Annotated in this window: 16 protein-coding genes; 9 read left to right on the forward strand and 7 right to left on the reverse strand. The window is 68.5% G+C overall.

What is annotated here, in order from left to right:
- Positions 1–14 precede the first annotated feature (14 nt).
- The gene (locus tag ACZL02_RS12560; protein ID WP_472939935.1) at positions 15–266 is read left to right on the forward strand and encodes a DUF4258 domain-containing protein; all 252 of its coding nucleotides are present in this window, start codon (positions 15–17) and stop codon (positions 264–266) included.
- Positions 263–484, forward strand: coding sequence for a DUF2283 domain-containing protein (locus ACZL02_RS12565; RefSeq protein ID WP_472939936.1), 222 nt, complete (start codon positions 263–265; stop codon positions 482–484). Before ACZL02_RS12560 ends, ACZL02_RS12565 begins: the two co-directional genes overlap by 4 nt.
- Positions 485–583: 99 nt before the next feature.
- Here ACZL02_RS12565 and ACZL02_RS12570 read toward each other — a convergent pair whose 3' ends face one another.
- The 3 genes from ACZL02_RS12570 to ACZL02_RS12580 form a co-directional block, all read right to left on the reverse strand.
- Complete coding sequence (locus tag ACZL02_RS12570) at positions 584–2,575, reverse strand: hybrid sensor histidine kinase/response regulator (RefSeq protein WP_472939937.1); 1,992 nt, start codon at positions 2,573–2,575, stop codon at positions 584–586.
- A 249-nt stretch (positions 2,576–2,824) separates the two neighbouring features.
- Positions 2,825–5,938 carry an efflux RND transporter permease subunit gene (locus tag ACZL02_RS12575; RefSeq protein WP_472939938.1) on the reverse strand — a complete coding sequence of 1,038 codons (3,114 nt, stop codon included), beginning with the start codon at positions 5,936–5,938 and terminating at the stop codon, positions 2,825–2,827.
- A complete protein-coding gene (locus ACZL02_RS12580) occupies positions 5,935–7,263 on the reverse strand; it encodes an efflux RND transporter periplasmic adaptor subunit (protein ID WP_472939939.1) in 1,329 nt (442 codons plus the stop codon). The genes ACZL02_RS12575 and ACZL02_RS12580 overlap by 4 nt, the downstream gene beginning before the upstream one ends.
- Before the next feature lie 213 nt (positions 7,264–7,476).
- On the opposite strand from ACZL02_RS12580, the gene ACZL02_RS12585 reads away from it, so the two are divergent.
- The gene (locus ACZL02_RS12585; protein WP_472939940.1) at positions 7,477–8,733 is read left to right on the forward strand and encodes an Hsp70 family protein; all 1,257 of its coding nucleotides are present in this window, start codon (positions 7,477–7,479) and stop codon (positions 8,731–8,733) included.
- A 5-nt stretch (positions 8,734–8,738) separates the two neighbouring features.
- Here ACZL02_RS12585 and ACZL02_RS12590 read toward each other — a convergent pair whose 3' ends face one another.
- The 3 genes from ACZL02_RS12590 to ACZL02_RS12600 all read right to left on the reverse strand — a co-directional run bounded on the left by ACZL02_RS12590 (position 8,739) and on the right by ACZL02_RS12600 (position 10,802).
- A complete protein-coding gene (locus ACZL02_RS12590) occupies positions 8,739–9,038 on the reverse strand; it encodes a type II toxin-antitoxin system RelE/ParE family toxin (protein WP_472939941.1) in 300 nt (99 codons plus the stop codon).
- Complete coding sequence (locus tag ACZL02_RS12595) at positions 9,038–9,301, reverse strand: ribbon-helix-helix domain-containing protein (protein WP_472939942.1); 264 nt, start codon at positions 9,299–9,301, stop codon at positions 9,038–9,040. Before ACZL02_RS12595 ends, ACZL02_RS12590 begins: the two co-directional genes overlap by 1 nt.
- Positions 9,302–9,431: 130 nt before the next feature.
- The gene (locus tag ACZL02_RS12600; protein ID WP_472939943.1) at positions 9,432–10,802 is read right to left on the reverse strand and encodes an esterase-like activity of phytase family protein; all 1,371 of its coding nucleotides are present in this window, start codon (positions 10,800–10,802) and stop codon (positions 9,432–9,434) included.
- Positions 10,803–10,882: 80 nt separating this feature from the next.
- On the opposite strand from ACZL02_RS12600, the gene ACZL02_RS12605 reads away from it, so the two are divergent.
- Genes ACZL02_RS12605 through ACZL02_RS12615 form a run of 3 tightly spaced genes read left to right on the forward strand, consistent with a single transcriptional unit; the run spans position 10,883 to position 12,415 of the window.
- On the forward strand, positions 10,883–11,419 hold the full coding sequence (locus ACZL02_RS12605) for a type II toxin-antitoxin system RelE/ParE family toxin (RefSeq protein WP_472939944.1): 537 nt from the start codon (positions 10,883–10,885) through the stop codon (positions 11,417–11,419).
- On the forward strand, positions 11,416–11,709 hold the full coding sequence (locus tag ACZL02_RS12610) for a helix-turn-helix domain-containing protein (protein WP_472939945.1): 294 nt from the start codon (positions 11,416–11,418) through the stop codon (positions 11,707–11,709). The genes ACZL02_RS12605 and ACZL02_RS12610 overlap by 4 nt, the downstream gene beginning before the upstream one ends.
- Entirely contained in the window at positions 11,696–12,415 is a 720-nt protein-coding gene (locus ACZL02_RS12615) for an SDR family oxidoreductase (RefSeq protein ID WP_472939946.1), read from the forward strand. The genes ACZL02_RS12610 and ACZL02_RS12615 overlap by 14 nt, the downstream gene beginning before the upstream one ends.
- A 34-nt stretch (positions 12,416–12,449) precedes the next feature.
- Here ACZL02_RS12615 and ACZL02_RS12620 read toward each other — a convergent pair whose 3' ends face one another.
- The gene (locus ACZL02_RS12620) at positions 12,450–13,445 is read right to left on the reverse strand and encodes a ChaN family lipoprotein (RefSeq protein WP_472939947.1); all 996 of its coding nucleotides are present in this window, start codon (positions 13,443–13,445) and stop codon (positions 12,450–12,452) included.
- Positions 13,446–13,726: 281 nt separating this feature from the next.
- Between ACZL02_RS12620 and ACZL02_RS12625 the strand changes: the two genes are divergently transcribed.
- The 3 genes from ACZL02_RS12625 (at position 13,727) to ACZL02_RS12635 (ending at position 16,463) form a co-directional block, all read left to right on the forward strand.
- Positions 13,727–14,155 carry a GlcG/HbpS family heme-binding protein gene (locus ACZL02_RS12625; protein ID WP_472935727.1) on the forward strand — a complete coding sequence of 143 codons (429 nt, stop codon included), beginning with the start codon at positions 13,727–13,729 and terminating at the stop codon, positions 14,153–14,155.
- A gap of 146 nt (positions 14,156–14,301) precedes the next feature.
- Positions 14,302–15,825 (forward strand): siroheme synthase CysG, encoded by a 1,524-nt coding sequence (gene cysG / locus ACZL02_RS12630; protein ID WP_472939948.1) that lies wholly within the window; start codon positions 14,302–14,304, stop codon positions 15,823–15,825.
- Positions 15,822–16,463, forward strand: coding sequence for a nucleoside/nucleotide kinase family protein (locus tag ACZL02_RS12635; protein ID WP_472939949.1), 642 nt, complete (start codon positions 15,822–15,824; stop codon positions 16,461–16,463). The genes cysG and ACZL02_RS12635 overlap by 4 nt, the downstream gene beginning before the upstream one ends.
- Positions 16,464–17,118 lie beyond the last annotated feature (655 nt).

Consider the following 17,118-nt stretch of genomic DNA (forward strand, 5'->3'; position numbering starts at 1 on the left):
TTGCCTGATGCCAGATGAAGCCAATCCGCCTCACCCTCCACGCCCAGGCGAAGATCGCTGAAAGAGGCATCGCCGTGGAATGGGTCGATGCCGTCGTACGGAAGCCCGATTGGGTCGAAGCTGAGCCACGCGATCCCCAGGCAGAACGCCGCTTCGGTGCCGTACGAGCGTTTGGTGGCCGCATTCTTCGGGTGGTATGTGTCGAGACGGATACGGTGATCCGCATCATCACCGCTACCTTCGATCGGGGAGCAAGGCGCCCATGAACGACGTGACCTACGATCCCGAAGCTGACGCCGTCTATTTTCGAATTGGCAGCGGCAAGATTGTCGAGTCGGCCGAGGCGGGTCCTTTCATCTATGACGTCGACGCCAAGGGCCGCGTCATCGGCATCGAAATCCTGTCCGCCAGCACCGTGCTCGCCCCGGGAGACTGGCAGAAGGCGCGCCTCCCAGCCCCGGAAAACGCCGACGCTGCCGAGTAAAATCGCGGCTCCATCAAGAATTCGATGGAAATCTCAAGACTGCTCGCTGACGACCTGTCGCGGAGAACCGACGGCCACGCCAACTGGCCGCCGCCAGCCTCACTCGGCCAGCGCCCTGACGTTCGCCGCGACCTCCTTCAAACTCGCTGCGCCCTTTGACATCACCTTGGCGGCGGATTCCAGCCGTGATCGCTCGTCGGCCGTGAGGTCGCGTGCGGACAGGATGATGACGGGAATGTCCTTGCCACCGGCGCTCTTGCGCAGCGCATGGAGGAAGCCGAAGCCGTCCATGACGGGCATGGTGAGGTCGAGGAGGATGACCCTCGGCGGCGCCACCTGCACGGCTTCGAGCGCCTCCTGGCCATTGCCGGCCTCGGCGACACTCCAGCCGTCGCGCTCGAGGGCGCTCCGCACCCGGGACCGGGCCTCGGGATCGTCGTCGACGACGAGGACATCGCCCACCTCGCCGCGGAAACGGTCCATCACCGCGCGGAAATTGTCCCAGTTCACCGGCTTGGCGACGTAATCGGCCGCCCCGAGCGAGGAGGCGAGCCCACGCTCGCTGACGAAGGTGACCATCACCACCGGGATCGACGAGAGGTCGGGATCGGCCTTCAGGCGGCTCAGAACCGTCCAGCCGTCCATGCCCGGCATCATCACGTCGAGGAGGATCGCCCGCGGGCGCATTTCCTTGGCGAGCGCCAGGCCGGTCGGACCATCGGCGGCGGTGAGGGTCGCAAAACCCTCGCGGGCGAGGAAGCGCGTCATCAGTTCGCGCTGCGCGGTGTCATCGTCGATCACCAGGACGACCTCCGCCTCGCCCTTGTCGCCGGCGACCGGCAGCTGGGCCTGGAGGGCCGCGAGATCCGTCTCGACCGCGGCCGGATCGATCGCCTCGACCGGCAAGGTCAAGGTGAAGGCGCTGCCGGCGTTGAGCGCGCTTTCGACGGTCACGTCGCCGCCGAGCATTGCGCTGAAAGCCTTCGTCAGTGACAGGCCGAGCCCGGTTCCGCCGAACTTGCGCGTGGTGGAGGCATCCGCTTGCTGGAACCGCTGGAACAGCCGCTCCAGCTGCTCGGGCGTCATGCCGATGCCGGTATCGCTGATCCGGAAATGCACCTGCCCTTCGGAACGCCAGACGGCGATGGTGACGGTTCCTTCCTGGGTGAACTTGGCGGCATTGCCGAGGAGGTTCAGGAGGATCTGCCGGAGCTTGGTGACGTCAGATCGCATGGTGCCGATACCGGGCGCCATCTCGATCTCCAGCCGGTTGTGCTTCTTGTCGATCAGGCCCTTGGCGGTCGAGACGACATCGCCGACGATATCGGCGATGTCGAACTCCTCGACGAAGAGATCCATCTTGCCGCTCTCGACCTTGGAGAGATCCAGCACGTCGTTGATCAGGCCGAGGAGATGGCGGGCATTGCTCTCGATCTTGCGGATGTCGCGCGCGAGTTCGCCGGGCTCGGTCCCGTCCTCGGCCTCCTCGATCAGCATCTCGGCATAGCCGATAATCGCCGACAGCGGCGTGCGCAGCTCGTGGCTCATATTGGCGAGAAACTGGCTCTTGGCGATGTTCGCCTCTTCGGCCGCCTGCCGGGATTCCTCGGCCGCCCGCTCGGCCAGCACCTGGCCGGTCGTCTCGTTGCAGGGACAGAACAGGCCGACGACCAATCCGGCCTCGTCGAAGACCGGCGTATAGGAGAAGGCGAAATGCGCCTCCTCGCTGGCGCCGTTGCGCTCGATGAAGAGCGTGATGTCGTCCATATGGACGGGCTCGCCGGAATAGACCTGGTCGAACAGCGGCTCCAGATCGCTCCAGATGTCGCGCCAGACAGTGGCGAACGGCTGGCTGAGCGCCGCCGGATGCTTGTCCTGGAGGAGGTCCACATAGGCGTCGTTGTAGAGAAGGGTCCGCTCGCATCCCCAGGCCAGGAACATCGGCTGGCGCGAGGAGAGCATGAGGTCGACGAGCGTGCGGAGCGCATCCGGCCAGCCATCGGAAATGCCGAGCGGCGTCGAAGCCCAGTCGAAGGCGCGCAGGCGCGTCGCCATCTCGCCACTTCCACCGAGAAACCGCGAATTCGTCATGGGTGCCCCTTGCTGCAGCCAGCCTCAGCCGGCGTAAGCCAGCATTCCCTCTGCCGGCGTGGTCCAGCACTCAATGCCGAAAGCCGACGGAAGTTCGGCAACGGGTAGGGGATCGTGCAGAAAGGCGGAGAGAGTTCCGGAAAAGCTTCGCGAAACCGGCGAGGGAGGCGTCGCGATACCTTCTCGGCATGCCGAAGCGAAGTGGCTTGCAGGCCTCTCCGGGAACGGCTCGAAACTGCGCAACGCACTCTATTCCGCCGGCACCGCCGCCCGCATTTCGCTGGAACGCTCCTTCCGCCCCGCCAGCCGGTCGCTCAGCTTCTGGATCCCGACGAAGATCACCGGGGTGATGAACAGCGTCAGCAGCTGCGAGACCAGCAGGCCGCCCACCACCGCCACGCCGAGCGGCTGGCGCAGCTCCGAGCTGGCGCCGTGACCAAGGGCGATCGGCACCGTGCCGAGGAGGGCGCAGAAGGTGGTCATCATGATCGGACGGAAGCGGCGGACGCAGGCCTCGCGGATGGCGGGGACCGCGGGCATCCCCTCCTCGCGCATCAGCTGCAGCGCCACGTCGATCATCATGATGGCGTTCTTCTTGACGATGCCGATCAGCATGAGGATGCCGATAAGGGCGATGATCGACAGCTCCATCCCGGCAAAGTGCAGCGCCAGGAGCGCGCCGAGCGCCGCCGCCGGCAGGCCCGACAGGATGGTCAGCGGGTGCAGGAAGCTCTCGTAGAGCACGCCGAGGACGACGTAGATCGTCAGCACCGCGGCAAGGATCAGCCAGGGCGTGTTCGCGGTCGACTGGGCGAAGACCTGAGCGGTGCCGGCATAGCTGGTGAACACCGAGGCGGGCACGCCGAGCTTGGCCTTGATCGCGGCGATCTCCGCCGTCGCCTGTCCGAGCGCCACCCCCGGCGGCAGGTCGAAGGAGAGCGTGATCGAGGTCAGCTGTCCGGTCTGGTTGATCGTCACCGGCCCGGTCTGCCGCACGATCGCGGCGAAGGACGAGATCGGCACCAGCCGGCCATTGCTGGCGAGGACGTGGATATTGGACAGGAGCGTGTCGTTCCAGGCGAGGTCCGGGTCGTATTCGAGGATCACCTCGTAGCTGTCGCCGGTCGCCTGGATGGTCGCCGCCGATTGGGTGCCGAAGCCGGCGCCAAGCACCGAGCGCAGCGTCTCGGCAGAGATGCCGAGCTGCTCGGCACGGTCGCGGTCGACCTTCACCTCGGCCTGGAGGGCATTATCCTGAACGTCGGTGGCGACGCCGACGAAGGTCGAGCGGTCCGCCGCCATCGCCGCCTGGATTTTTCCCGCCCACTCGGCCAGCCCCACCGTATCCAGCGACTGCACCACCAGCTGGTACTGGCTTTGCGACGAGCGGCCGCCGAGGCGCAGGCTCTGCGACGCCGTGACGAAGCTCTGCAGGCCGACCACCGTGCCGAGCTGCTTGCGGATGTCGGCGATCGTGCCGTCGATCTTGCCGCGCGTCTCCCGCGGCTTCAGCTGGACGAACATCGTGCCGGCATTGGTCGCAGCGCTCGATCCGCCGCCGATGGTAGCGGTGACGTGGTCGACGTCCGGCTCGGCCTTTACGAGGTCTGCGGCCCGCTTCACCAGCACCGCCATGGCGTCGAACGAGATGTCCTGGCGCCCTTGCAGGGAGACTTGCAGCTGGCCGGTGTCCTCGCGCGGCAGGAAGCCCGAGGGCAGCACGGTGACCAGCCAGACCGACCCGGCGACGCTGGCGAGGAAGACCAGAAACACCGCAAAGCCATGCGCCAGGCACCAGTCGACGCCGCGGCCATAACCCCGCGTCACCGCGGAAAAGCCGCGCTCGAAGAGGCCGGCCGGGCTCCAGCGGGCCGGCGGCTGGCGGGCGCTCTCCGGCAGGCGGGCGGCGAGCATCGGCGTGACGGTCAGGGAGACCAGCGCCGAGGCCATGATCGCCAGCGAGACGACCATGCCGAACTCGGTGAACAGCCGGCCGACGACCCCGCCCATCATCAGGATCGGCAGGAACACGGCGATCAGCGAGAGCGACATCGAGACGATGGTCGCGGTCACCTCGCGGCTGCCGACGAGGGCCGCCTCGAAGGGCGCCATGCCCTTCTCCATGTGGTGGATGATGTTCTCCAGCATGACGATGGCGTCGTCGACGACGAGGCCGACCGACAGCGTTAAGGCGAGCAGCGACATGTTGTCGATGGAATAGCCGAGCGGATACATGATGCCGAAGGTCGCGAGGATCGACAGCGGCACGGCGACGGCCGGGATGAGGGTCGAGACCAGCTTGCCGAGGAAGAGGTAGATCACCAGCACCACCAGCGCGATGGTGAGGAGCAGCGTGAACTCGACGTCGTCGACGGCCGCCCGGATCTGCAGCGAGTTGTCATTCATCAGGTCGACCGAGACCGATGCCGGCAGTTGCGCGGTGATGCTCGGCAATGCCGCCTTGATGGCGTCGACCACCTGCACCGTATTGGCGCCGGGCTGGCGCTGGACGGCGAGCGTGATCGCCCGCTCGCCGTCGTGCCAACTGGCGAGGTTGTCGTTCTCGACGCTGTCGATCACCCGCGCCACCGCGCCGAGCCGCACCGGATTGCCGTTCGGGGTGGCGACGATCAGCGAGGTGAATTCCCTGGCGTTCGAGAGCTGCGTCGGCACGTCGAGCGTGACGGCCTGGCTCTTGTTCTCGAAGGTGCCGACCGGCGACTGGTCGTTGGCCGCGGCGAGCGCGGTCTCGATCTGGTTGATCCCGAGGCCGCGCGCGGCGAGCCGGTCGGGATCGACCTGCACGCGGACCGCATATTTCTGCTCGCCGTAGATCTGTGCCTGCGCGACGCCAGCGATCGTCGAGATCGCCGGCGAGAGGATGTTCTCGGCGAGCGAATCCAGCTGCGTCAGCGGCATGGTCTTCGAGCGCAGCGACAGGAGCATGATCGGCGCGTCGGCCGGGTTCGCCTTCCGGTAGCTCGGATCGTTCGTCATGTTGTCCGGCAACCGCCGGCGGGCACTGTCGATCGCCGCCTGCACGTCGGCGGCGGCGCTGTCGATGTCGCGCGACAGCGAGAACTGGATGGTGATCGAGGTGGAGCCGAGCGTCGAGCGCGCCGAGATGTTGTCGATGCCGGCAATGGTCTGGAACTGCTTGATCAGTGGCGTCGCGACCGCCGTCGCCATGGTCTCGGGCGAGGCGCCGGAGAGCTGGGCCGAGACGTTGACGGTCGGAAAGTCGACCGTCGGCAAGGCCGCCACCGGCAGCTGGAAGTAGGCCCCGAGCCCGGCGCCCGACAGGCCGATGGCCAGGAGCAGCGTCGCCACCGGCCGGCGGATGAATATCTCCGAAAAGCTCATCGCACCGCCGCCACGGTCGACGCCTTGCCCTGCGTCCCGACGGAAGCGGCCGGCACCGAGCCGCCGCCCGGCGGCGTTGGCGTAGCGGATGGCGCGACCTCGGTCACCGCCATGCCGTCGGTGAGGTTCATCTGGCCCTCGGTGACCACCTTCTCGCCGTCCGCAAGGCCGGCGGAGATGCCGGTGACGTCGCCGTCGACGAGGCCGATGGTGACCGGCCGCACCGCGATCTTTCCGTCCGCCACGACGTAGACGATGCTCCGCTCCTGCGCCGGCTGCACCGCGAGCGAGGGCACCGCGACCAGCCGCCGCTCCGCCAGCACCACGTCGATCGAAACCGACTGCCCCGGCCACAGCGCGCGGTCCTCGTTGGCCAGCACCGCCTTGGCGGCGAAGGTGCCCGAGAGCGAGTCGATGCGGCTGTCGATGAAGCTCAAAGTCCCGGTCCGCGTCGGGACGCTGCCAGGATCGGCGCCGTCGCTGACGGACGTCGTGGTCGTCGGCGTGACGCTGATGCCGACGTCGCCGCGGGCATCGGCGTCGCGCAGGCCCGCGATGTCGCTCTCCGCCATGCTGAAGCCGACGTCGACCGGCGCCATCTGGGTCAGCTGCACCACGGCGTCGCCCGGCTGGATGACATTGCCGACCGCGACGAGATAGGCGCCGAGCCGGCCGCTGATCGGCGCGCGGATCGTCATGTAGTCGAGCGCCACGCGGTCGGCGGCGAGCGTCGCTTGGTCGAGCGCGATGGTGGCCGTGGCGGTCGCCACCGCTGTCTCGGCATCCTGCAGCGCCTGGCCGGTGGCGACGTTAGACGTCGCGAGCTTCTGCTGCCGGGCGAGGTCATTCTCGGCGCCCTTCAGCGTTGCGCCGTCGCGCGCGATCGTCGCCGTGTCGCGGGCGACGGCGGCAGCAGCCGCGCGGTCGTCGAGCCGGGCGATGACGTCTCCGGCGTGGATGTCGCTGCCCTCGCGGGCCACCCGCTCGACCAGCATGCCCTGGGCATAGCTGGTGACCGAGAGCGCGGACTGCGGCATCACCGAGCCGATGGTCCGGCGCCGCACGGCGATGTCCTCCGCGCTCGCGGCGACGGTAGTGACGGGCCGTGGTCCGCTGTCCCTGCCGGGACGCCCGCCGCCGTGGCCGCTGGCGCTCTTGCCACCCGCCGCTCCGGCGTCGGCCGTGGCGGTACCGTCGGTGCCGGAAAGGCCGAGAAGCGGCCCGACGGTCGACAGCACTCGGTGCTGAACCCAGCCGCCCGACAGGTGGTCGCCGACGGCCAGCGCGGCGAGAAGGCCCAGGAAGACGAGACCCGACTTTTTCACGCGAAAACCCTTCGGCCGACCATTGCCTGGATCATAAGCCAGCCGAACGTCACGCGATGCAGCAAACCGCTAGGTTGCCAAAATTTTAGGTCCGGCGAAACGCCCGCGCGGATGGGAGACCCCGCGCAAGGCGGTTGCCAAGCCAGGCCGCCCCCGCTATTGCCCGCCCTCGCCTTTTCCGCCCGTGCCGGGCCCGTGACAAAAGCCAATCCCATGACCAGACTTGCCTGTGGCCTCGATTTCGGCACGACGAACTCGACTCTCGGCCTCATCGCCGCCGGCGCCCCGCAGCTGGTGGCGCTGGAAGACGGCCAGGCCACCATCCCGAGCGCGATGTTCTTCAGCCTCGAGGACCACAGCACCTATTTCGGTCGCAAGGCGGTGTTCGAATATGTCGACGGCGCGGAAGGCCGCTTCATGCGCGCGCTGAAGAGCGTGCTCGGCACGTCGCTGATGGAGGAGACGACGCGGGTCGGCCGCCAGCGGCTCGGCTTCGGCGAGATCATCGGCCTGTTTCTCGCCTCGCTGAAGAAGAAGGCGGAGACGGATGCCGGCGCGCCGATCGAGCGCGTCGTGCTCGGGCGCCCGATCCATTTCATCGATGGCGACGAGGTCGCCGACCGCACCGCGCAGGACCAGCTGGAGAAGGCGGCCCGGGCGCAGGGCTTTTCGGAAATCGCCTTCCAGTTCGAGCCGGTGGCGGCCGCACTCAACTACGAGCGCGAGGTGAATGCCGAGCAGCTGGCGCTGGTGGTCGACATCGGCGGCGGCACCTCGGATTTCTCGGTCATCCGCCTGTCGCCCGAGGGCGCGCGCCGCACCGACCGCAAGGACGACATCCTCGCCAATTCGGGCGTCCACATCGGCGGCACCGACGTCGATAAGGTGCTGAGCCTTGCCACCATCATGCCGGCCCTGGGGCTGGGCACCTCGACCGCCGACGGCAAGCGGCGCCTGCCGGTCTGGTACTGGAACGACCTCGCCACCTGGCACCGGATCAACCAGCTCTACACCCCGAAGATCACCCGCGACCTGTTCGAGCTGAAGCGCGAGGCCGCCCATCCGGAACGGCTCGACGCCTTCATGACGCTCCTGGAGTACCGTTCCGGCCACCGCCTCGCCGGCAGGGTCGAGGCGGCGAAGATCGACCTCACCGATGCCGAGAATGCCGTCATCACCCTGTCGGAGCCCGGCCTGAAGCTCGAGCAAGCCGTCAGCCGCGCGGAATTCGACGCGGCGGTCGAAGGCCTCGTCGCCGGGATCGCCGGCAGCGTCGCCGAGTGCCTTTCCCAGGCCGGCGTCACCGCAGACCAGATCGAGACTGTGCTCCTCACCGGCGGCTCGACGCAGATCCCGATCGTCCGCCGCGCCGTCACCGGCCTGTTCGCGGGCGCACGCATCGTCGAGAGCGACGCCTTCGGCAGCGTGGGTCTCGGGCTGGCGGTGGATGCCGGGCGCAAGTTCGGCTGAGGAACTCAGTCGAACGCAATGAGTGCCTCATAATCCTGGCCGGCCGAGAAGATCCGCAGTACGTCGATCGTGCTGCCTGACGGCTCATAGGCGACGACGATACGCCGCCAAAGCGGCAGCACACGCAGCTTGGGCCGAAGATCGGGCCGGGCCATGCCCATGTCAGGCATATCGCAAAGCCGTCGACAGGCTGCTTGGATCTCACCGACATAAAGGCGCGCCCGACGTGGATTGTCGGCCGCGATGAAACGAAAGATGTCTTCCAGATCGAATTGTGCTGCCGGGGTGTAGACCAGGCTGCGCATCAGCGCGCCGGCGATGTCTCGGCAAGGTCGAGCAGCCGGTCGAGATGCGCGCTGACTTCCTCGTCGCTGTACCGCGTTGCTGCGGACGCGGCGGCATTCAAACCTGCACGAAGGCTTTCCGTCCGGAGCTGACGTCCCTGCCAAAGCCGCAGGGCGTCGGTGATGACATCGCTGCTGGAGTCGAATTCACCGCCGTCGACGGCGCGGCGGACCATCTGCGCGACGTCGCCGGGAAGATCGATGCTGAGCGTTTCGGTTGCCATGGGTGCCTCGCTGATCCAGCAGCACCTTACCATGGCAACCGAAAGCACTTCAAACGGACTGTGGACGATGATCGCGCCATCACAATCCGATCGGGGCAGCGCGTAAGTTCGCGCCGCCCCGATCGACGGCCTACTCCGCTTTCAGGAAATCGCCGACTTCCAGCAGCACGAACTCGTTGTCGTCCACCTTGTCGAGGTTGCGGCCGGCCGAGAACGGGAAGTTGTTGTCGTTGCCGACGATTATGTGGGTGTCGTCGACGCGGTCGACGTTCTCGATGGTAACGAACGGCATGTCGTAGACGCCGTCCTTGCCGCCCTGCTTGGCGAGGCCGTTCGGATCCTTGATCGCGAGGAGGTCGACATAGCCGATCTTCCGCGCCGCCTTGCCGGCGTTCGCGTCGGTGAGCTCGATCTTGGTGATCCGCTTCAGCTTGGCGGGCGTCGCAAAGCAGTCGGCGGCCGGCTCGCCCTTGCAGGCGTCGGTCGGACGGCCGGCGCCGTTGTCGCGCTCGATGACGAGGCCCTCGGTCTCGCTGATCATGTTGAAGTCGCCGATCGCCTCGCCGCCGGGCGCCAACGGGTAGAGCCAGGAGCGTCCGGTCCAGTCGCCCTTGGCGACGTCGAACTCAATGATCTCGAGCCCGGTGCGGCCGTCCTCGGTGGTGGCCGTCTTGCCCTCGGTGTAGAGCGCGCCCTCGAGCAGGCCATAGAGATGCGTGCCGTCCGGCGATAGCGCCAGTCCCTCGAACCCGCCCGAGCGCTTGAGGTTTATCGCCGGCATCGGCTTGGTCGGATTGTCCGGCAGCTTCACGAGGGCATTGTCGGGCGACATCACCTTGGTCTCGCCGACCTTCGTCGCGTGCACCGACTGCAGCCGGCCCGCGGTGTCGAACTTCAGGAGATAGGGGCCGAACTCCTCGCCGACCCAGAACCCGTCCGCCACCGGCTGGATGGATTCGACGTCGAAGTCTGCGCCGGTGAGGTAGCGCGTGTCGGTGCCTTCCAGCGTGATCGGGAACGGCGCCTTCATTTCGGGATCGCTGAGAAAGATCGTCTCCTTGCGGTCGACGGTCCCGGCCTTCCAGTCGATGGCGAGGTGATGCAGCATCAGCATGGCATCGCTCGACGTCGCCTTGGAGCCGAAGCCGTTGTCGGACAAGCTCCAGAACGTGCCGTCCGCCATCTTGCGGATGCCCGAGAAGCCCTGGACGGACTGGCCGTCGACCGGCAGGCCGGTGTTGGTCGGCCGCTTGCCGTCCATGCCCGGCACCTTGCCGAGCTCGCTGGTGCGCAGGCGATCTGGCGTCGTGAACTTGCCGGCTTGGCGGAGGAAGGTCGGGGCGTCGGCAGGGGCTGCAACAGTCGTCGCGGCGGGCAGCACGGCCTGGCCGGCGAGCGTCGCGGTGAACGCGGTCCCTTCCAGCACCTCGGCCGACTGGGCTCCGGCCGCGGATGCGCCGAGAAGCAGCAGCGCGATGCTGCGGGCGAGAATCGATGTCATGGGGGTATCTCCGGCCGAATGCGATGGGCCGTAGACAGCGGTTTTGCGTGACAGCCGGTTGACGGGCGGGTGAATGCCTCGTGACAGCGGGTGAGACAGCAAGACGGCCGGGCAGGAATCGTCAGATAGCTTCGTCGGGGGGGGAAGGCCATGGCCCCGACAACACGGCAGCGAACGCACGCATCAACTGGGCAGAGTACGGGAATTCCGTAGTTTTTGTTGCGCAAGATCTGGTCGTCCCGTATAGGAAGATCATGCAGACGGTGGTCGAAACGCCTTCCTATCTCGCCGCTGCCAAGGCTTCCGGCCTCACCGAGGCAATACGATCCGCGATCGTCACAATGGTGGCGGAGGATCCCACCCGTGGTGCCGAGCTTCGCGGGACGGGAGGATGCCGCAAATTTCGAGTTGCCCGACGCGGCGAAGGGAAAAGCGGGGGCTACAGGATCATCTACTTCTACACCGGCCCCGATATCCTGGTCTTCCTGCTGACGGTTTTCGCCAAAGGCGAAAGAGACAACATTTCGGATGCCGAGGCGAATGCACTGGCGGGCCTGACCAAGCGCCTCGTCGAGGCTCACCGGGCGAAGGTCGCAAAACTGGAGACGAGACGATGAGCGCTTTCGAGAAGATCGCTGCCGGTCTGGAGGATGCCATCGGCTTTGCCGAGGGAACCGCCAACCGCGATACCTTCAACCTGCACATTCCTGCCTCGGTCGACGTCAAGGCGATCCGCAAGCGTCGGAAGATGTCTCAGGAGGCGTTTGCGGCGAAATACGGCTTTACCCGCGGCCGCATCCGGGACTGGGAACAGAACAGGTCAACGCCCGACATGCCATCCCGCCTGCTGCTCAAAATCATCGAGAACGAACCCGAAGCCGTGGAGCGTGCCGTTGCCGCAGGATAAAACGACACCCACCAAGATTGCCATCATCACCGCCGGCGGCAGCGGCATGGGCGCGGAGGCGGCACGGCGGTTGGCGGCCGATGGCTTCGGCGTCGCGATCCTCTCCTCCTCCGGCAAGGGCGAGGCGCTGGCTGCCGAGCTCGGCGGCATCGGCGTGACCGGGTCGAACCGCTCCAACGAGGACCTGCAGCGGCTGGTCGACGCCACCCTCGCCCGCTGGGGACGGATCGACGTGCTCGTCAACAGCGCCGGCCACGGACCGCGCGCGCCCATCCTCGACCTCACCGACGAGGACTGGCACACCGGGCTCGACGTCTACCTGATGAACGTCATCCGCCCGACGCGGCTGGTCACCCCGCATCTCCAGGCGGGCGGCGGCGGCGTGATCATCAACATCTCGACCTATGCGGCCTTCGAGCCCGACCCGCTGTTTCCGACCTCCGGCGTCTTCCGGGCCGGACTTGCCGCCTTCACCAAGCTCTTTGCCGACAAATATGCGGCCGAGAACATCCGGATGAACAACGTCCTGCCCGGCTTCATCGACAGCCTGCCGGAGACCGAGGAGCGGCGGCAGCGCATTCCGATGCAGCGCTATGGCCACAGCGCGGAGGTCGCCGCCACCATCGCCTTCCTCGCCTCAGAGGGCGCCGGCTACATCACCGGCCAGAACATCCGCGTCGACGGCGGCATCACCCGTTCGGTCTGAGCCAGCCGACCTCGCCGCCTTGCTGCCTCGCCGGTTACTCGGCGCCGGCGGCCGGCGCTTTCGGCATCGCCTTCAGCTGTTCCGCGAGGCCTTCGCAGGGATCGGTGATGTCGGCTTTCGGGGTGAACAGGATGAAATCGTAGGGCGCCGGCGTCTCAGGCGAGATGCCAAGGGCGGCAAGATGGGCCGAAGCGCTGGTCACCTCGACGAGCCCGATCGCGACCACGGCCGCGCCTGGTTCTGGTTGGCGCGCGCGGATCGCAGCCGGCACGCCGCGGTCGGCCCGCGCATGCCCCGAGCCGGCGACCAGCACGGCCACCCCCGTCGGCGCTACCGCCGCGATCATCGCGTCGGCCAGCACGGCATCGCGCGCCCGCTGGACGTTCAGCATGCCGGGCAGCGCCGCGTCGGGCAGCATGCCGCAATGCGACTCCCGGAGCTCATCGGTCAGCGCTGCCGCGGCATCCTCGGGCATCGTCCGGTCCAGCCCGAGCCGCGCCGCCTCCCCCGGCCCGAGCGCTGCAAAGCCTTGTCGGGCGATCGCGCGCACGGTCTCCCGGCCGAGGTCGCCGGGCCGGATCTGCAGCCCCGCACCGAGCGCTGCTTCGATAACCGGCTGGTACATCGCATAGTCCGGCCAGCCCCGCTCGTTCCACCGCACGGCCGGGCCGAGCCCTGCGGCGGTCCGCTTGGGATCGCCCAGGAAGGCGCCGAGCGCCGGGGCCTCGTCGGCGGTGATCATCTCGAACACCACAGCGGGTTCTCGTGGGCCGAGATCGGCGACGATGGCGGCCTGGATCAGGTGATGGTCCGGGTTGTCGTGCGTCTCGCCGACCAGCACGTAGCGGGCCGCGGCGATCGCCTGTTCGAGCGCTGCCAGCGCCACCGGCCGGCCGTCGGCGCCGGCGAGGGTCCCGACCAGCGGATTGCCGGCGAAATGCTGCGACTGCCAGGTCCGCGGCAGCTCGAGCGCCCCGGCAGGGCTTGCCGCCAGCGCCAGCACCGCCGCCCATCCGATCCATCTCAGCATCCGCTGCCTCCGCTCGTTCAAAGCGCCGCGCAGCGCTTTCCCGGCGGCGACCTTGCCCGCCGCAATCCGATCGCGCAAACGGCGTCTTGCCGCTCCCCCGCGGACAGGCGGGTTCAGGCACCCGGAGGATAGCGCGGAGCCCAAGCGCCCGGCGCCGTCTGGCCCCGCCGACAACAGCGCTTGCGGTGTGGCCGGCAAACCCTCTATCGCGGAGAGGACGCCCGGCGGGATCGGGCCTTCTCCTGCCGCAGGCCATGCCCCGGCGCAGCCAAGGATCCACGATGACCCTCACCCTCGACCACGCCCGCACCATGATCCAGACCGCCTTTGCCAAGGGCGCCGAGCTGAACCTCAAGCCGCTGACGGTCGCCGTTCTCGATGCCGGCGGCGCGCTGGTGGCGCTGGAGCGGATGACGGGGGCGAGCCCGATGCGGCCGGAGATCGCCATCGGCAAGGCGAACGGCGCCGTGCAGATGGGCATCGGCTCGCGCGCCCTGCAGACCCGCGCCGAGAGCCAGCCTTTCTTTATCCAGGCGATGAACGCGCTCGCCAAAGGTTCGCTGGTGCCGGTGCCCGGCGGCGTGCTGGTGCGCGACGAGGAGGGCCGGGTGATCGGCGCCGTCGGCATCACCGGCGACACCTCGGACAATGACGAGATCTGCGCCGTCGCCGGCATCAAGGCCTGCGGCTTCACCGCCGATCACGGCTGAGCCACGCAAGCCGGCCGGTTGACGCCGAAGCGCTTGGCGGAGAAGGAACAATCTCCGCGACGCCGCGCAATGGCAAAAGCAGACCTCGACATCGCGCCGGCGACGAACGACATTGCCGCTCGCCTGATCTGCCCGGAAAGACCGTGATGTCCGAGATGATTCCCGCCCGGCTCGCCGCCGTCGCCCGCGACGAGGAAGATGCCCGCGCCCGCAGCCAGCGGATCGAGCCGCTGGCGGTGCTGCCGGTGTTCTACGATCTCGCGGGCAAGCGCGTCGCCATGGCCGGCGGCGGTGCCGGGGCGGCGTGGAAGGCCGAGCTGCTCGCCGCGGCCGGGGCCGACGTCGTGCTCTACGCGCCGCAAGCCGAGATCGGCGAGGAGATGGCGGTTCTGCTCGCCGGTGGCCCGGCGGCCGGATCGATCACCCATCTCGACCGGCCCTGGGCGCTCGACAGTTTTGCGCTCGCCGCGCTCGCGGTCGGCGACTGCGAGACCGAGGCCGAGGCGCAGGCCTTCGCCTGTGCGGCGCGCGCCGCCGGCGTTCCCTGCAACGTCGTCGACAAGCCGGACTTCTGCAGCTTCCGCTTCGGCACCATCGTCAACCGTTCGCCTGCCGTCATCGGCATCTCGACCGATGGCGCGGCGCCCATCCTCGGCCAGGCGATCCGCCGCCGCATCGAGACGCTGCTGCCCCGCGCGCTCGCCGGCTGGGCGGGCCTTGCCGCTGCCGTTCGGTCGGAGGTGATGGCGCGGCTCGAGCCCGGTCCGCTTCGCCGCGCCTTCTGGGAGCGTTTTGCGGTGAAAGCCTTCACCCGCGAGGCGCCGGATGCGACGGACGCTGCCGACATCCGCCGCCTCGTCGCCGAGATCGCCGCCGCACCCGAGGTCGGCGGCCGCGTGACGCTGGTCGGCGCCGGCCCCGGGGAGGCCGAGCTCCTCACGCTGAAGGCGGTGCGCGCGCTGCAGGCGGCCGATGTGATCCTGTTCGACGACCTCGTCTCCGACGAGATCCTGGAGCTTGCCCGGCGCGAAGCCAAGCGCATGCTGGTCGGCAAGCGCGCGGCGCGCGAGAGTTGCCGGCAGGAGGACATCAACGCGCTGATGATCCAGTTCGCCAAGGCCGGCAAGCACGTGGTGCGGCTGAAGTCGGGTGACGTCTCGGTGTTCGGCCGGGCGGGCGAGGAGATCGCGGCGCTGAAGGCGGAAGGGATCCCGGTCAGGATCGTGCCGGGCATCACCGCGGCCTCGGCGCTGGCCGCCGGCTTCGGCGTGTCGCTGACCCACCGCGACCGCGCGGCCCAGGTGCGCTTCGTCACCGGCCATTCCCAGAAGGGCGACCTGCCGGACAGCCTCGACTGGCGCGCGCTCGCCGACGACCATGCCACCACGATCTTCTACATGGGCGGGCGGATGGCGCCGCGCATCGCCGCCGAGCTGATCGCGCACGGCCTCGCCGCCGAAACCCCCGTCGCCGTCGCCGCCAACATCTCGCGGCACGACGAGACGCGCGGCACCGGCACGCTCGCCGAGCTCGCCGCCATCGTCGCCCGCATCGGCGTCGACCGGCCGATCCTCATCGGCGTCGGCCGGGTGTTTGCGGACTGCGAGGCGATAGAGGAAAGCGTCGGCGCGGGGACTTCGGCAACTTATCGCGCGGGTGGCCGCGCATGAGCCGGCCCCTGACGATCGACGCACTGGTCGCGCTGCTTTTGGCCAGCGACCGGTCGAAGCGCCTGCTCGTCGCCGTCGCCGGGCCGCCGGGTGTCGGCAAGAGCACGACCTGCGAGCACCTGGTCGACCACCTCAACGGCGAGACGCCGGGCCTTGCCGGCCTGCTGCCGATGGACGGCTATCACTTCGACGACGCCGTGCTGAACGCGCGCGGCGACCGCCCCCGCAAGGGCGCGCCGCACACCTTCGACCTCGGCGGACTGGCGGCGATGATCCGCCGACTGAAGGCGGACGACGGCAGCGACATCGCGGTGCCCGTCTTCGACCGCGCCATCGAGATCGCCCGCGCCGGCGGGCGCATCATCTCCGGCGACACCCGCATCATCGTCGTCGAGGGCAACTACCTAATGCTGGACGCGCCGGGCTGGCGGGACCTCAAGGACCTCTTCGACGTCACCGTGTCGCTCGCGGCCGACCCGGCCGTGCTGGAGGCGCGGCTGACGGAGCGCTGGCAGGGGTTCGGGCTCGCGGGCGCCGAGATGATCGCCAAGATGGAGGGCAACGACCTCCCCAACATGCGCCTCGTGCTCCGCGAAAGCCTGCCCGCCGACTACGTCCTGCGCACCGACGTCGCCTAGCGCCTGCGGTCGGCGGGAGAGCCGCGAAGCCGACGCTGCCGTCTTCTCCCTCCGGGGAGAAGGGGCCGGCAGGCCGATGAGGGGGCGGCCGGAGGGCACCTACCTCGACAGGCCGCCGGGCTGCGCTCCCCTCATCCCGCTGCCGCGACCTTCTCCCCGGAGGGGAGAAGAAAGCGCGTTGGCCTCGCGCGCATTTGGCACAGCGCAGATTGACGGTTTGGGAGAGGTCGAGCACGAACTGCACGGCGGACCGACGCGGCGTAGCGCCTGCGGTGGGCGGAAGAGTGGCGACGCCAAAGCTGCCGTCTTCGCCCCTTCGGGGAGAAGTGGCCGGCAGGCCGATGAGGGGGCTGCGGCACGGCGCCTACCTCGGCAGGCAGCCGGGCTGTGCTCCCCTCATCCCGCTGCCGCGACCTTCTCCCCGGAGGGGAGAAGAAAGCGCGTCGGCCTCGCGCGCATCTGGCTCGGGGCAGATTGGCTCTTGAGGAGAGGTCAAGCACGAATTGCGCGGTACAATCGACGCGGCGGAGCGCCTGCGGTCGGCGGAAGAGCCGCGACGCCGACCCTGCCGTCTTCGCCCCTCCGGGGAGAAGTGGCCGGCAGGCCGATGAGGGGCTGCGGCAAGGCACCTACCTCGACAGGCCGCCGGGCTGCG

The organism is Mesocryomonas fontinalis (assembly GCF_055730125.2).

What these genes read in the sequence shown, in the direction of transcription:
- ACZL02_RS12585 (WP_472939940.1), top strand. Translation starts at nt 7,477, where the DNA reads ATGACCAGACTTGCCTGTGGCCTCGATTTCGGCACGACGAACTCGACT.
- ACZL02_RS12620 (WP_472939947.1), bottom strand. Translation starts at nt 13,445, where the DNA reads ATGCTGAGATGGATCGGATGGGCGGCGGTGCTGGCGCTGGCGGCAAGC.
- ACZL02_RS12560 (WP_472939935.1), top strand. Translation starts at nt 15, where the DNA reads ATGAAGCCAATCCGCCTCACCCTCCACGCCCAGGCGAAGATCGCTGAA.
- ACZL02_RS12570 (WP_472939937.1), bottom strand. Translation starts at nt 2,575, where the DNA reads ATGACGAATTCGCGGTTTCTCGGTGGAAGTGGCGAGATGGCGACGCGC.
- ACZL02_RS12610 (WP_472939945.1), top strand. Translation starts at nt 11,416, where the DNA reads ATGAGCGCTTTCGAGAAGATCGCTGCCGGTCTGGAGGATGCCATCGGC.
- ACZL02_RS12575 (WP_472939938.1), bottom strand. Translation starts at nt 5,938, where the DNA reads ATGAGCTTTTCGGAGATATTCATCCGCCGGCCGGTGGCGACGCTGCTC.
- ACZL02_RS12595 (WP_472939942.1), bottom strand. Translation starts at nt 9,301, where the DNA reads ATGGCAACCGAAACGCTCAGCATCGATCTTCCCGGCGACGTCGCGCAG.
- ACZL02_RS12625 (WP_472935727.1), top strand. Translation starts at nt 13,727, where the DNA reads ATGACCCTCACCCTCGACCACGCCCGCACCATGATCCAGACCGCCTTT.
- ACZL02_RS12635 (WP_472939949.1), top strand. Translation starts at nt 15,822, where the DNA reads ATGAGCCGGCCCCTGACGATCGACGCACTGGTCGCGCTGCTTTTGGCC.
- ACZL02_RS12565 (WP_472939936.1), top strand. Translation starts at nt 263, where the DNA reads ATGAACGACGTGACCTACGATCCCGAAGCTGACGCCGTCTATTTTCGA.
- ACZL02_RS12590 (WP_472939941.1), bottom strand. Translation starts at nt 9,038, where the DNA reads ATGCGCAGCCTGGTCTACACCCCGGCAGCACAATTCGATCTGGAAGAC.
- cysG (WP_472939948.1), top strand. Translation starts at nt 14,302, where the DNA reads ATGTCCGAGATGATTCCCGCCCGGCTCGCCGCCGTCGCCCGCGACGAG.
- ACZL02_RS12600 (WP_472939943.1), bottom strand. Translation starts at nt 10,802, where the DNA reads ATGACATCGATTCTCGCCCGCAGCATCGCGCTGCTGCTTCTCGGCGCA.